Source organism: Bartonella harrusi, assembly GCF_024297065.1.
In the GTDB taxonomy this organism is placed as follows: domain Bacteria; phylum Pseudomonadota; class Alphaproteobacteria; order Rhizobiales; family Rhizobiaceae; genus Bartonella; species Bartonella harrusi.
This window is the reverse complement of record NZ_CP101114.1, coordinates 731,652-747,136: the sequence shown is the minus strand read 5'-3', so window position 1 is coordinate 747,136 and position 15,485 is coordinate 731,652. Positions and strand designations below refer to the sequence as shown.

At 38.2% G+C, this 15,485-nt stretch carries 9 protein-coding genes; 3 read left to right on the top strand and 6 right to left on the bottom strand.

Features of this window, described 5'->3' with window-relative positions; genetic code table 11:
- Nucleotides 1–20 precede the first annotated feature (20 nt).
- A complete protein-coding gene (locus NMK50_RS03385) occupies nucleotides 21–1,271 on the top strand; it encodes an FAD-binding protein (RefSeq protein ID WP_254770877.1) in 1,251 nt (416 codons plus the stop codon).
- A 758-nt stretch (nucleotides 1,272–2,029) separates the two neighbouring features.
- Here the strand turns inward: NMK50_RS03385 and dnaE are convergent.
- Nucleotides 2,030–5,518: a DNA polymerase III subunit alpha gene (dnaE, locus tag NMK50_RS03380; protein ID WP_254770876.1), complete on the bottom strand. Its 3,489-nt coding sequence runs from the start codon at nucleotides 5,516–5,518 to the stop codon at nucleotides 2,030–2,032.
- Between the two features lie 403 nt (nucleotides 5,519–5,921).
- Between dnaE and recG the strand changes: the two genes are divergently transcribed.
- Nucleotides 5,922–8,030 carry an ATP-dependent DNA helicase RecG gene (recG, locus tag NMK50_RS03375; protein ID WP_254770875.1) on the top strand — a complete coding sequence of 703 codons (2,109 nt, stop codon included), beginning with the start codon at nucleotides 5,922–5,924 and terminating at the stop codon, nucleotides 8,028–8,030.
- Nucleotides 8,031–8,426: 396 nt separating this feature from the next.
- On the opposite strand, the gene glmS is transcribed toward recG, so the two are convergent.
- From glmS to NMK50_RS03350, 5 genes are all read right to left on the bottom strand, one after another.
- A complete protein-coding gene (gene glmS / locus NMK50_RS03370) occupies nucleotides 8,427–10,250 on the bottom strand; it encodes a glutamine--fructose-6-phosphate transaminase (isomerizing) (protein WP_254770874.1) in 1,824 nt (607 codons plus the stop codon).
- 170 nt (nucleotides 10,251–10,420) lie between these two features.
- Complete coding sequence (gene glmU, locus NMK50_RS03365) at nucleotides 10,421–11,770, bottom strand: bifunctional UDP-N-acetylglucosamine diphosphorylase/glucosamine-1-phosphate N-acetyltransferase GlmU (RefSeq protein ID WP_254770873.1); 1,350 nt, start codon at nucleotides 11,768–11,770, stop codon at nucleotides 10,421–10,423.
- A 14-nt stretch (nucleotides 11,771–11,784) separates the two neighbouring features.
- Nucleotides 11,785–12,573, bottom strand: a complete 789-nt coding sequence (locus tag NMK50_RS03360; RefSeq protein ID WP_254770872.1) for a cytochrome c biogenesis CcdA family protein — start codon at nucleotides 12,571–12,573, stop codon at nucleotides 11,785–11,787.
- Between the two features lie 45 nt (nucleotides 12,574–12,618).
- A complete protein-coding gene (locus NMK50_RS03355; protein ID WP_254770871.1) occupies nucleotides 12,619–13,587 on the bottom strand; it encodes an RgsD C-terminal domain-containing protein in 969 nt (322 codons plus the stop codon).
- 69 nt (nucleotides 13,588–13,656) lie between these two features.
- Entirely contained in the window at nucleotides 13,657–13,980 is a 324-nt protein-coding gene (locus NMK50_RS03350; RefSeq protein WP_254770870.1) for a HesB/IscA family protein, read from the bottom strand.
- Nucleotides 13,981–14,272: 292 nt separating this feature from the next.
- Between NMK50_RS03350 and NMK50_RS03340 the strand changes: the two genes are divergently transcribed.
- The gene (locus tag NMK50_RS03340; RefSeq protein ID WP_254770869.1) at nucleotides 14,273–15,475 is read left to right on the top strand and encodes a deoxyguanosinetriphosphate triphosphohydrolase; all 1,203 of its coding nucleotides are present in this window, start codon (nucleotides 14,273–14,275) and stop codon (nucleotides 15,473–15,475) included.
- The last annotated feature ends 10 nt before the right edge of the window (nucleotides 15,476–15,485 follow it).

The following is a 15,485-nucleotide window of genomic DNA, read 5'->3' as shown; positions in this document are numbered from 1 at the left end:
TTCAATATAAAGGAAAATGCATGGACCACGCCCCAATAATCATTGGAGGAGGTATTGCTGGTTTAAGCACTGCTTTGGCTCTTGCCCATAAAGGAATTACAAGTACACTTATAGAAAAGTGCAAACAGCTTGACGCTGTAGGAGCGGGTATTCAGCTTACCCCAAATGCAACCCGTATTTTAGCACATTGGGAGATTCTTAATAAACTTATTAACGAAGGAACAATACCACATTTTTTTGAGTTACGAGAAGGGGTATCTCTAAAAACGCGACTGCACATTGATCTTATCAATTTAACAGAAAAAAATTGGAAAGCCCCTTATATTACAATTCACCGCGCAGCTTTACAAAAAGTTTTATACAATGCTGTTATAGAGAATCCTTTTATCAAATACAAAACAGGCGAAACGCTTATATCATCTACCCAAACGGCTGCTAACAACAGTATTCATATAAAAACAAAAAAGACAGATACATCAACTAAACAACAACCGCAGTTGTATTCAACATCGCTTCTCATCGGATGCGATGGAGTTTGGTCAACACTCCGAAAATTGGCTCCTTTTCATGAAAGAGCAGATTTTAGTGGCTTTATTGCTTGGCGCGCTACAGCAAAATTTGACAATCTTCCTCAAAACTTTCGTTCTTTATTACAAAATACGCAGACAATTACCGCCTGGATGGGACCCCAAAACCATCTTGTTGTCTATCCCATTCAATCATCCGCAAAGGTTTTTAATTTTGTGGCCATTACGCGTGGAAAAAATGCAAAGGAAGGATGGGCTCATAAAGGCAATAAAGAAAATTTGAAATCTCTTTTTAAAGGGTGGAATCGGCAAATTTTGCAAATCTTTGATCACATTGATGAGTGGAGTTATTGGCCACTCTTTCATATGAAAAAGAATCGTTTTTTAGGTTTAGAAAGACAAGTCTTCGTTGGGGACAGTGCACATGCAACTTTACCCTTTGCAGCGCAAGGTGCTGCTATGGCGATCGAAGATGCTGCTATATTAGCACAAGCACTTTCTTGTAAAGATCTCTCCTTAACCAGGGCGCTTTTACTTTACGAAAAAATACGGTCTCCCCGAATGAAAGCCGTAAAAAAACGCGGAGATTTTAATAGAATGACCTACCATGCAACTGGACCTATGGCAATTGCCCGTAATTTCATCATGAAAATTCGTACACCAGAAAGTATCATGTCTAGCCTTAATTGGCTTTATATGTACGACGCTATGGATCGCACAAAGAGATATCATAAAAACTTATAAAGTTCCCTCACATTTTCCATAAATCAAAAATATTTTTTTAAACTTATAACGCTGAGATGTGTCTCATTTCACGGCACCGCCAGTGGATAAATATAGTGTAAAAATCATTATGCACCACCATCTCTACGCTTATGAAAGAGCAAGCCGATACGCTCCCCAATGTTGCAACAGTTCTTGCTATTTAGACGATTCATAACAGGAACTTTTACTCCTTTCTAAACGTTTTTTACCCATACGATAACCCCGCTTATGACGTGCAAATAAGTGACTTTAATTGATTCAAAATGAAATGATTTGAGATGAGAGAATCTTACAATATTTGGGGGTCTGACTCAACAGGCAAAACAGTAAATTATCTTTATAAATCAATATCTTGCAAACTTATGAAAGAGTAAGCTGACACTATCATGCTCTCTACTGCCCCCCAATGTTGCGACAGCCCTTGCATTAAGTTGATTCATAACAGACACTTTTACTTCTTTCTAAACGTTTTTTACCCACACATCAGCCCTGCTTATGACATGCAGAAACATTATTCTACCTCACTCAAAATAAGAAGATTTAAGATGAAAGAATCTTGTAATACTCGGAGGTTAATTCAATATAAAAAAATGATAAATTATTATTATGAATGAGTAACTTATCTCATTTATCCAATAAAGTAAGAACTTTCAAAATTGAGAATCTGATTCAAATAAAATGAAATTCCCGCGCAAAAAATATAGTTCCCAATAAGCAATCACCTTACAACTCTTGATTTAAACCAATTCCACATCAACAACACCCTGAATTGCCTTCATAGCATTTGCCACCCGTGAATTAACCTTATATCGGTTTGGAAGTGCAAATTCGACCTCCTTTACTCCATCCTCTTGAAGAAGAATAATCCCAACTTCTCCATTTCCACTAGGATGCAAATTTTTCTCAATTTGTGCAAGCATATCGACTTTTTTTATAAAAAGGCGCATCATTTTATGATGCTGTAATACCTCTTGTTCCAAAGAATGAACTGTCTCAAGTCGCAAACTTACACCTTCAGAGCGATTTTCAGCACTCACTGTAATGATAAAAGATTTTCCAAGCTCTAATATCTCTTCATAATCCGAAAGCGTCTCAGAAAAGAGAACTGTCTCATATTGTCCACTCGTATCAGAAAAATGAATAATCCCCATTTTCTTACCGGATTTTGTTTTACGAACTTGTTTTGCTACAACAGTTCCAGCAAGTCTAGCGGCAACAGCTCCTCCTCTAACGGCATTGGCAAAATGAGCCCACGTCTGTACGCGTTTTTTAGCAAGAATCGCTTGATACTCATCCAAAGGATGCGCAGAAAAATAAAAACCTATTGCTTGAAATTCTCGATGAAGCTTTTCATCTGATAACCAAGGAGATGTTTGCGATAAAATCAAAGGCTCTTTTAATCCACCTGTCATCCCGAATATATCAATCTGTCCACTAGCATTGTCTTCGAGAATACGAAGTGCACGTGCATGAAGTGTTTCAAGACTTGCCAATAAAACCTCACGGGCAATATGAAAGCAATCAAAAGCACCAGCACAAACCAAACTTTCCATCGCACGCTTATTAACAATACGGGGATCAATACGCTCACAAAAATCTTCTAAATCTCTAAAAGGTTTATTTCCACGGCAAGCGACAAGATGATCAACAACGGCTTCCCCTACCCCTTTAATAGCAGCAAGAGAATAATAAATACAGTTATCACCAACTTCAAAAACACGATGTGATGTTTGCACACAAGGTGCAATCACCTTAATACCTAGCCTTAATGCTTCACGTCGAAAATCATTTAACTTATCTGTATTTGTCATATCATATGTCATTGAGGCGGCTAAAAATTCAACGGGATGATGTGCTTTCATATAAGCTGTTTGGTAGGAAACAATCGCATAAGCAGCGGCATGTGACTTATTAAAACCATAATCTGCAAATTTTGCTAAAAGATCAAAAATAATATCCGCCTGATCTTTATCAACACCGCCATCAACAGCACCCTTTACAAAGCGCGTACGCTGTTTTTGCATTTCCTCATGAATCTTTTTTCCCATAGCGCGACGCAACAAATCCGCTTCTCCAAGCGAATAACCAGCAAGGACCTGCGCAATCTGCATTACCTGTTCTTGATAAACAATAACACCTTGTGTTTCTTGAATGAGATGATCTATTTTAGGATGAATAGAAGAAATTTCCTCTTCCCCGTGTTTGCGTGCATTATAGGTTGGGATATTTTCCATTGGACCAGGACGATAAAGTGCGACAAGAGCAATAATATCTTCAATACGATCTGGTTTCATCCCAATCAGCGCCTTGCGCATACCAGAGCTTTCAACTTGAAACACACCAACTGTTTCACCACGTGCCATCATAGCATAGGTCGCTTCATCATCGAGAGGGATATTCGACAAATTTATTTTAATCCCCTTTCGTGCGACAAAATCTACCGCCATTTTCAAAATAGTAAGTGTTTTTAATCCCAGAAAATCAAATTTTACGAGCCCTGCTTGTTCAACATATTTCATATTAAATTGCGTCACGGGCATATCAGAACGAGGATCACGATACATGGGAACAAGCTCTGCAAGCGGACGATCACCAATAACAATTCCTGCCGCATGAGTCGATGCATGGCGATAAAGCCCCTCGAGCTGAAGCGCTATATCCAATGTTCGCCCGATAACAGGGTCTTTTTTCTTTTCCTCCTCAAATTTAGGTTCATCCTTGATAGCATCAGCCAATTCAACTTGGCTTCCAGGTGTAGCAGGAACTAATTTTGTAAGATAATCAACCTGTCGATAAGGTACTTCTAAGACACGTCCAACATCACGCAACACCGCACGTGCTTGTAGTTTACCAAAAGTAATAATTTGGGCAACTTGATCGCGTCCATATTTTTTTTGGACATAATGAATAACTTCTTCGCGTCGTTCTTGACAAAAATCAATATCAAAATCCGGCATAGAAACACGATCTGGATTAAGAAAGCGTTCAAAGAGAAGAGAAAAACGTAATGGATCAACATCAGTAATAGTCAACGCATAGGCAACAAGTGAACCAGCACCAGAACCGCGCCCTGGACCAACGGGGATATCGTGAGACTTCGCCCATTTTATGAAATCTGAAACGATAAGGAAATAGCCAGAAAACTGCATACGCGTAATAACGGAAACTTCATAATCAAGCCGCTGCTCATAATCTGCAATTGTATATCCTTCGGCCAATCCAACAGTCTCAAGCCGCATTTTTAAACCAGCCTTAGCTTGATCTAATAATTCCCTATCTTCCAGTTCTAAAGCACGGTTCGAATCAATAGACTGCTCTACAAAACGTGGCAAAATTGGCTTTCTAATAGGTGTAGCAGTATGACAACGCAAGGCAATTTCAACGCTGTTCTCCAGAGCTTCTGGAAGATCAGAAAACAATGCAACCATTTCATCTTGTGATTTCAAATAATGATCTGGTGTGACACGTTTACGCTCTGGATTCGAAACAATCTGTCCCTCTGCAACTGCCATCAATGCATCATGTGCTTCATACCCTTCCCTATTCAGAAAAAAAGCTTCATTGGTGGCAACAAGAGGAATCTCATATTTATACGCTAATTCAATAAGCGCAGCCTCTATTTGTTTATCAAAAGAGCTATGCCGCTGTAATTCCACATAAAGACGATCAGAAAAAATTTTCTTCAAAGAAATTAAACGTTCAACAGCGCATTCTTTTCTACCTTCCGCCAAAGAAAAATTAAGTGGGCCCCCCCTTCCACCCGTTAAAGCGATTATTCCTTCACTGTGTGATGAAAGCCAACTCACTTTAATATGAGGGGGATCAGTATCGCACTTATCAAGATAAGCCCGACTGACAAGACGAACCAAATGCGCATAACCAATCTCGCTAGAAGCCAATAAAACAAGAGAGCAGAGATCAGAAGAATGGCGCCCTTTCGCAAAATGTGAATTGTCATTTTCATCACCAAAATCAACTGCGAGCTGGCAGCCAATAATCGGCTGAATTCCATGAAAAAAACAATATTGCGAAAACTCTAAAGCACCAAATAAATTATTCGTATCGGTAATAGCAACCGCTGGTGTATGATCTGAAATTGCATGTTGAATGATTTGTGGTATTTTTAAAGCCCCTTCGAGCAATGAATAAGCAGAATGGACTCTCAAATGAACAAAGCGAGGAAGAGATTTTTTTTTATCTCGCATTTTACTTTTATCTTTTGTCACTCTCAAATTTCCCACTATAAAATCAATACCAAATTGCAACCTTTATCTATATAAGAGAAAACGCTCTAACTTATTATCCCCTTAAATCTATAAACACATCACCAAATGGCTCCTATTGCCTTAATAAAATATTTTAATTTTATTGCTATTTAGAGAAGACTTCCATTAAGAAAATGGGTCTATGCACAGCAAATAAATAGATAAAAATAAAAAGGGAAAAATTGTACAAAATATTACGAATATTGATATTTTTCCTACTTTCTCTTTACTTTATACATTTAAAAATATTCATTTTTCTGCTTAAAGCGCAAAATATAAATAAAAAAATTCTCTTCTATAAATTATCCCCAAAAAGCTCTTTTAAAGGACTAGAAAAAATAATAAGAGCAAGCTAAATTTCCTTATGGTTCCAAGTCTTATTACCCCTCTTTTCAATTCTATCCGCACCCTCTCTGGGGTTACGCCTAAAGTATATAGTTTACTGGCTAAAGTCTTAAATATTAGCCCTACACAACGTGAACCTACCCTGATTGATCTTCTGCAATTAATGCCCTACTCTGTTATAGACCGTAGAATACGCCCCAGTATTGCCTGTGCACAAGAAGGGTCTACTATTACTCTCGAAATTGTTATTGACCAGCATCAACCACCACCCATTGGTCATAAACGTTTACCCTATCGTGTTATTGCCCATGACCCAACGGGAAAAATAAATTTAGTCTTTTTTCATGCTCAACATTCTTGGCTCAAAAGACAATTACCGGAAGGAAAAAAAATCACTGTATCAGGTAAGGTTGAACGATTTAATGGACAACTTTCAATGATACATCCAGATTACATCATACCAAGCGAGCAATCCAATCAAATTCCCTTCATTGAACCTATTTACCCCTCTACCGCCGGATTATCGGCAAAAACACTAAGGCGTGCGATACAAAACGCTTTAGATTATATCCCTCTCTTACCAGAATGGATAGAAGAAAGCATTAAAAAACAGCAAAATTTTTCCTCTTTTCCTGTTGCTTTACACCGCATCCATGCGCCTATCAACCCTAATGATTTAAGCTTAGAAAGTACTGCACGAAAACGTCTTGCCTATGATGAATTACTCGCTTGTCAACTAGCTCTCGGACTTATGCGTTTTAAAACCAAATCTCTTTCTGGAACTTCCCGACCACCAACAGGAACTTACACTCAAAAGTTGCTGAAAGCCCTTCCCTTCCAGCTAACAAATGGACAAACAAAAGCAATACGAGATATTACAAACGATCTTGCTTCACCAGAGCCAATGTTAAGGCTGCTTCAAGGAGATGTAGGATCAGGCAAAACCGTTGTTGCACTCATGGCAATGATACAAATTGCTGAAAATTCAGGACAGTCAGCCTTAATGGCTCCTACAGAAGTTCTTGCTAGGCAACATTTTGCAACCATCGCGCCTCTTGCTGAAAAGATTGGGCTACAAACAGTTCTTCTAACAGGACGAGAAAAAGGAAAATTGCGCACAAATATTTTAAACGATATTTTATCAGGCCAAGCTTCTATTATTATCGGAACCCATGCTCTCATACAAGACAGTGTTTCTTACAATAACCTTTCCTTAGCCATTATCGATGAACAACATCGTTTTGGTGTACATCAACGCCTTGCCCTTACAGCAAAAGGTCATAAACCTGATATGCTGGTCATGACAGCCACCCCTATTCCACGCACACTCGTCTTAACGGCTTTTGGTGATATGGATGTCTCCCAAATTACTGAAAAACCAATTGGACGACAACCAATTACAACAGCAACGCTTTCTTTAAAACGTCTTCATGAACTCATAGAACGAATAACTCTTGCATTAGAAAAAGGTGAAAAACTTTACTGGATTTGTCCTTTAGTAGAAGAATCCACCACTCTTGAGCTCACTTCAATTGAAAGTCGTTTTGCCATTCTCCAAGAACGATTTGGAACCCAGGTTGGTATGATCCATGGGAAAATGTCTACAGATGAAAAAGAAGCAGCTATGGCCTCTTTTAAATGCGGAGATATTCGTATTTTAGTTGCCACCACGGTTATTGAAGTAGGCGTAGATATTCCTGATGCTTCAATCATTATTATAGAACACGCAGAACATTTTGGCCTTTCACAATTGCACCAATTGCGTGGACGTGTTGGACGAGGAGAAAAAAAATCTTCCTGCATTTTACTCTATAAAGATCCCTTAACAAAAATGGCCGCAGAGCGCCTTCATATTATACGCAATACAGAAGACGGTTTTAAAATTGCTGAAGAAGATTGGCGCCTGCGAGGAGAAGGGGAGCTTTTAGGGACAAAACAGTCCGGTATGCCTGAGTTCCACATGGCAAACCTTGCCGTACATAGTGATCTTTTATCAATAGCAAGAAGAGATGCACGTTTATTTTTACAACATGATCCTACTCTTTCTTCCAAACGAGGACAAACTTTACGTTTGCTCCTTTACCTTTTCGGACAAGACGACGCTACACGGTTATTACGAGCAGGGTAACAATAAAAAAGGCAAAGTTCCACACATCTGTTTCGCATCTCCCTTATAATTTATTCTTCCCCCCCCCGTAAATGATATAATGCGAGATTCTTTGTCTATATAACTTATGGTGTAACATAAGCCAATTATACCATTCTCTATCACCATACGCCCAAGGGAGCAGCGCTTCTCCATGAAGACAAATATAAAAGACAATATTAAGCTTTTCTAAAACTGTTTTCTCTCCACGCACCCATTCTGTTTTATGCGATGTAAGAAAACATTTTTTGATTCTAAAATAGAAAAAATATCCCTCTCTCCAATGTTTTCATGAGAAAATGACAAATTATTATTATAAATTATTTTTTTGTTCTCTTCATGATTCTTCAAAATCTTTCAAAGATAGCAAATTTATTTTTACTCAACAGTGACTGATTTTGCCAAATTACGAGGCTGATCAACATCTGTTCCCAATAAAACAGCGGTATGGTATGCAATTAACTGAATGGGTAAAGCATAAACAATAGGTGCAACAAATTCCGGAATATTTGGCAAAATAATAGTCGATAACATATCCAGATGCACAGCTTCTGCCCCTCTTTCATCTGTTATCAAAATAATACGACCATTGCGCGCTGCCACTTCTTGCATATTAGAAAAAGTCTTTTCAAACCACCGATCATAAGGTGCGACAACAATTACTGGAATCGTCTCATCCACCAGTGCAATAGGCCCATGTTTCAACTCACCTGCTGCGTAGCCTTCGGCATGAATATAAGAAAGTTCCTTCAGTTTAAGGGCTCCTTCCAAAGCAATAGGATAAGAAGTACCACGGCCAAGATAAAGAACACTTTTCACATTTACTAAATGACGACACATTCGTTCAATCTTATCATCTAGCTTTAAAACCTCATTTAAAATCCGCGGCACCTCTGCTAACTGTTGAACAAACTGATGCTCTTCTTTTTCCGAAAGGGATCCACGTTGTTTAGCAGCACTAAGCGCCATAGCGGCAAGGGTTGCTAACTGACAAGTAAAGGCCTTTGTTGAAGCAACACCAATTTCTGGTCCCGCTAATGTTGGTAGAATAAAATCAGCTTCTCTCGCCATTGTCGATTGCTCAACATTTACAATTGTTGCTGTTTTCACACCACGTTCGCGACAATAACGCAAAGAAGCCAAGGTATCTGCTGTTTCGCCAGATTGGGAAACAAATACCGATAATATATCAGGAGTTATAGAGGGTTCACGATAACGAAATTCCGAAGCAACATCATTATCAACACTTAAAGCAGCAAACTTTTCAAACCAATAGCGTGCAACTAAGGTTGAATAATAAGCTGTTCCACAGCTTGCAAATAATAAACGGTTAATCTTTTTCCAATCCATCAAATTATCAAGCAAACGAACCGTATAATTTCCAAGATTAAGATAACGCGCCAAATTGTGAGAAATTACTTCAGGTTGTTCAAACATTTCCTTGTGCATAAAATGACGATGATTACCCTTAGAAACGAATAAGGATTCTTCAAACAATGGACTAATAGGGCGTTCTACCTGTTGATTTTCTACATTATAAATCGTTACTCCCTCGCGCGTGAGAACAGCCAAATCACCATCTTCCATATAGCTAATCCGATTCACAAATGGTGCCAAAGCAATTGCATCAGACCCGATAAAAAATTCATCTTCTCCATAGCCAATCGCTAGTGGCGGACCAGAGCGAGCAGCAATCATAAGATTATCTTCACCTGCAAAAATAACAGCAATGGCAAAAGCACCCTGCAACCTTTTCCAACTTGTGCGCATAGCCTCTCGTGGTGAAAGACCACTTTCTAAAGCACGTGTAATTAAATGTGCAATAACTTCGGTATCCGTTTCTGTTGCAAAGAGATAACCATCCTCAATGAGTTCTTTTTGCAATTCTACAAAATTTTCAATAATACCATTATGAACAAGAGCAAGACGTTCAGTTATATGAGGATGAGCATTTCGTTCTACAGCAACGCCATGCGTGGCCCAACGTGTATGACCAATCCCTAAATTTCCTTCCAAAGAGTTCTTTTTTAATTTTTCTTCTAAATGAATAAGCTTCCCTTCAGCACGCATACGATAAAGGTGTCCATTATGAACTGTTGCTATACCAGAGGAATCATAGCCTCTATACTCAAGGCGTTTCAAACCTTCAATCAAAGAGGATCTAACACTCTTATTTCCAAGAATTCCGATAATTCCGCACATTAAAAAACTCCAATACACATCCGAGATTTATATCCAACAAACAATCCAACATCGTTTATTCAAAACTTTAAGGTATCAATAAATAAAATATAGTATACGGGAATACTTAAGAATAAGTCCCCTATCCAATTATGAAATCATTATAAAGTAAAGAAATACACTGAAAATGACTATTTTTTCTGTTTTTTTGCAGACAAACGTGCGCGTAATCTTTCTGCATAATCTTCTTTTATCACCTGTCGAGCACGCCCAAAAGCTATACTGTTTACCGGCACATTTTCGGTAATAACACTTCCTGAAGCGATATAAGAACTTTTCCCAACAATGAGTGGAGCAATAAGGGCTGAATTGGAACCAATAAAAGCATTATCACCAATTTCAGTTTTATATTTGTGAAATCCATCATAATTACAAGTAATGGTACCAGCTCCAATATTGCTATAGGCACCAATTTCTGCATCGCCAATATAACTTAAATGATTAATCTTAGTCGCTTCACCCACTTTTGCTTGTTTAATTTCACAAAAATTGCCAACCTTCACGGATCGTGCTAATTCCGTTCCAGGACGCAAACGTGCATAAGGGCCAATCTGTGCATCCACACCAACCACGCTACCTTCTAGATAACTAAATGCATGGATAACTGCACCAGAATGTACTTTTACCCCCAACCCAAAATAAACATTTGGTTCAATGATCACGTCTGGTTCAATTTCTGTATCATGAGAAAAATAAACCGTTTCTGGTTTAAGAATCATAACACCAGAGAGCATTAAATCACGTACTTTACGCTTTTGCCACAAAGCATCAGCTTTAGAAAGCTCCACACAATTATTAATCCCTATAACATTATCAAAAGGCACCTCAACAACGCGGATATCTAATCCTTGACGCGATGCAATGGAGACAATATCTGTTAGATAATATTCTTTTTTCAAATTATTATTATTAACCTTCTCTAAAAGAGAAAGGGCATGCTTTCCATTAATGGCTATTATTCCACCATTACAAAAAGAAATTCCTTTTTCTTCATCACTTGCATCTTTTTCTTCTATAATCGCAATAAGTTTACCATTTCTCTCCAGCAAACGCCCATAACCCGTTGGATCTAAAGCATGAAAACCAGCAACAACAATATCTGCTCCATCAGCAAGCGACATACGAATTTTTAGCAATGAATCTTGCTCAATCAAAGGGGTATCACCAAAAATAATGAGAACATCGTCCACCCCTTTTTGCAAAGCTGAGCGAGCACAAAGAGTAGCATGAGCAGTTCCTAAACGTTCTTTTTGTTCAAAAATCATCACATTTTTTACAAATGAGTGAACAACTTCAGTAACACATTCTGCTCCTCTTCCCACAACAACGGCTAATTGTGTAACATCTGCCAATTCTATTTGTTTTATGACATGGCATATAAGGGGTAATCCAGCAATTTTATGCAGCACTTTGGGAAGAGACGACTTCATCCGCGTCCCCTCACCTGCTGCAAGAATAATAGAAAGGCAATTTCTAACCATATAAACACATAACGCTAACGAGAAAATCCAAAAAAACTTATAATATCATGCCAACGAATAGCCTCAACATTGCTCAACAAAGGAAATTTTTCCAGAAACCAAAAGGAAAAATCCTGCATAGAACCTGTTAAAAACAAAATACCCGTTACAACTAAAAAAAGACCAATAACTTTTTCAATTTTTCCTAAATGAACACGAAAAACTCCCAAAAATCTCATAAAACTACTGGAAAATAAAGCTGCTAAGAAGAAAGGCACCCCAAGACCTAACGCATAAACGCCTAGAAGGAGGGCTCCCTCACCTACAGTATCTTTTGTTCCAGCAAGGGTTATAACAGGTCCCAAAATTGGACCAATACACGGTGTCCAACCAAATGCAAAAGCTAAACCAATAACATAAGCTCCAAAAGGTCCAGCTGACATTTTGTGTGTTTGAAAACGTAACTCACGAAATAAAAAAGCAATCTTGAAAAGACCTAAAAAATTTAAACCAAAAATGATAATGACAATTCCAGCAACAAACGCAAACCAGTCACGATAATACCCTAAAAACTTGCCGATAGTGCTTGCACTAGCACCCAAAGCAACAAAAACAGTTGTAAAGCCAAGGACAAAAGTAAAAACAGACGCAAACAACCCCCACCGTATAAACGATTTCCCCTCACGCTTTTCTGAACGAAAGTCATCAATACCAATCCCTGCCATATAGCACAAATAAGGAGGAACGAGTGGCAAAACACACGGTGATAAAAAAGATAACGCACCAGCAAAAAACACACTAACTGTTGAAATTTCTATAGCCAAAACTTTCTACCTGTCTTTCATTACAACCTGTGTCATGAATTACGCTTAATCTACTTCCTCATTGATTTGTTGCATATTTTGTGTATTTGCTATCACACTTACATCTTCATCATGCCCAGAGACAACAGAAAAAACTTTTTGATAAATTTTATCTTGATTTTTAGCAATCGCAATATATTCACCCTCTGCTAACACCAGCGAAACATAAGCACCAACGGTTTCATAAATAATATCACCAGAATCATTGGTAATAGACCAACTTGTATCTGCAAGCGCTTCCCCTCCTTCTTGCCGTACCAACTTTAAAACGATTTGAGCAGCCTGATGTTCAAGAGTGACTTCTGTAATTTTTCCTGCATCGACTTGGATATCAGAACGAACAATAGCATTAATGGTGCCATAATGAGAGGCGACATGATAGTGACCAGCTTTCAAACGCACAATTGACTGGGCTTTAATATTTGACAAAATGACACCAGTATCATCATTTTCTTTTTCATCTTCATAGAGAATAAAGCGCAATTCTTTTTCATTAATTGTACCATTGAGCAGTGTAGCATTTAGAATAACACCACCAGCATCAAGATTAAAATTCTTAACAAGATTTTGTCCACTGTCTAAACTTACACGGGACATACCACTTGCATGACCAAAGGAGACATGAACAAGATAACGCCCTGGTTCTAAGTTAAAATATGCACTACCACCTTCATAAGTGGCAATAAGTGGTAATTTATTATCAATCTCTAAAACAGGAGCATAAACCCGCCATACGAGGCCTTTTGCAATATTTTCACTGCTATTTTTCAAATGGGCATGTAAAATAAGTTTGGCTTGAGGAACAGAATTTTCTTTTTCAAGATCTTGAGATTGCGAAAGAAAGTTCGTTGATTGTTTTTGTTGCTCATCTTGCCCTTTTCCTCCTTCAGAAAAGGCGCAATTGCTCCAGATCAATATGCTAAACGCCACACATAACCATAACCACCAGCGCAATATTTTTGTAAGAATACTCATTCTTACATTGTTGACCAAAGTGATCCTTTTTTCAAGAAACAATATTAGTAATATTACAAAGTTACCACGCTAAATTGAAAAACTTACTCCACACCCACATGATGAAACGGCATTGGGGTTCCGAATTTGAAAAGACTGCCCGATAAGATCATCAACAAAATCAATTTCAGCCCCTTCCATAAAGGGAAGCGATAAGGAATCAATAAAGACAACCGCCCCACCTTTTTTAAGGATAAAATCATCTTCATGCATTTCCGAAACCAAATTATATTTATAAGAAAAGCCTGAACATCCACCACCTTCAACAGAAATACGTAAAGCTATTTTATCTGGTTCATTCAAAAGTATCTGTGCAACCCTCTGAGCAGCAACATCTGAAATATTCACACACATTCTATATATCCTTGTATTAAATCATCAAGAAAGGGTATCCCCAACAAAAGAAGCAGTTTATAAAGAGAGACAAACCGCAATTTTAAGATGAGAATAGACAGTTTTCAATGAATATAAGCAATATTAATATCAAGTACCAATCTCGAGCGCTGTATAGTGCCAACCCGCAAACGAGTCGTGGTAGATTATTCAATGAAACAACCAGTACTCTCCGATCACCTTTTCAACGAGAAAGAAGCAGTTTATAAAGAGAGACAAACTGCAATTTTAAGATGAGAATAGACAGTTTACAATGAATATAAGCAATATTAATATCAAGTACCAATCTCGAGCGCTGTATAGTGCCAACCCGCAAACGAGTCGTGGTAGATTATTCAATGAAACAACCAGTGATCTCCGATCACCTTTTCAACGAGATAGAGATCGTGTTATTCATTCTAATGCATTTCGGCGTCTTAAACATAAAAAGCAAGTCTTTATTGCCGATGAAAGCGATCATTATCGTACCCGGCTGACACATTCAATAGAAGTTTCCCAAATTGCACGAACATTAGCCCGTGCGCTCTATCTTGATGAAGATCTTGCCGAAGCTATTGCCCTTGTTCATGACTTTGGCCATCCTCCTTTTGGCCACGCGGGCGAAGATGCCCTTAATGAAGCAATGATCCCTTATGGTGGTTTTGATCATAATGCACAAGCATTACGCATTGTCACAAAACTAGAACAGCGCTATGCAAATTTTGATGGACTTAACCTTACTTGGGAAACACTGGAAGGCCTTGTCAAGCATAATGGCCCTCTTTTAGGTCCTTATGCGAAAAAAAAAGAGGTTCCTCTCGATATTCTACAGTACAATGCCAAGCAAGATCTTGAGCTCGATTGCTTTGCTGGTCTAGAAGCGCAGTGCGCTGCTATTGCTGATGATATTGCTTACAATGCCCATGATATTGATGATGGTTTACGTTCACAATTTTTTACACTCGATCAATTCAAGCAGATTTCGTTAACCGCAATATTATTAGAAGATATACAAGCAGAGTATCCACAGCTTTCTCAAACTCGGCGCGGTTACGAACTGGTGCGCAAACAGATAACAACTATGGTTGAGGATGTTATTAAGCAATCACAAAAGAATTTAGCCAATATCAAACCAAAAAGCATAGACGACATTCACCAAGCAAAACAAACCATTGTTACTTTTTCTCCTACAATGGCAGTTTATGAAAAAGAACTAAAAGATTTCCTCTTTAAAAATCTTTATTATCATGAGCAAATCCTCAGTCGTCGCAATACAGCAAAATGCATTGTACAAAAATTATTCGACTGTTATTATCAGAGTCCAGATAGAATGCCTGAAAGTTGGTACGGCAAAACAGCGCACTTAACAGATCAAGAGCTGGCACGTCTCATTGCTGACTTTCTGTCAGGTATGACCGATCATTATGCTCTACGCGAATATCACCGTTTATTTGACCGTACAGATGATTTTGTTTAATTGCTTTTGA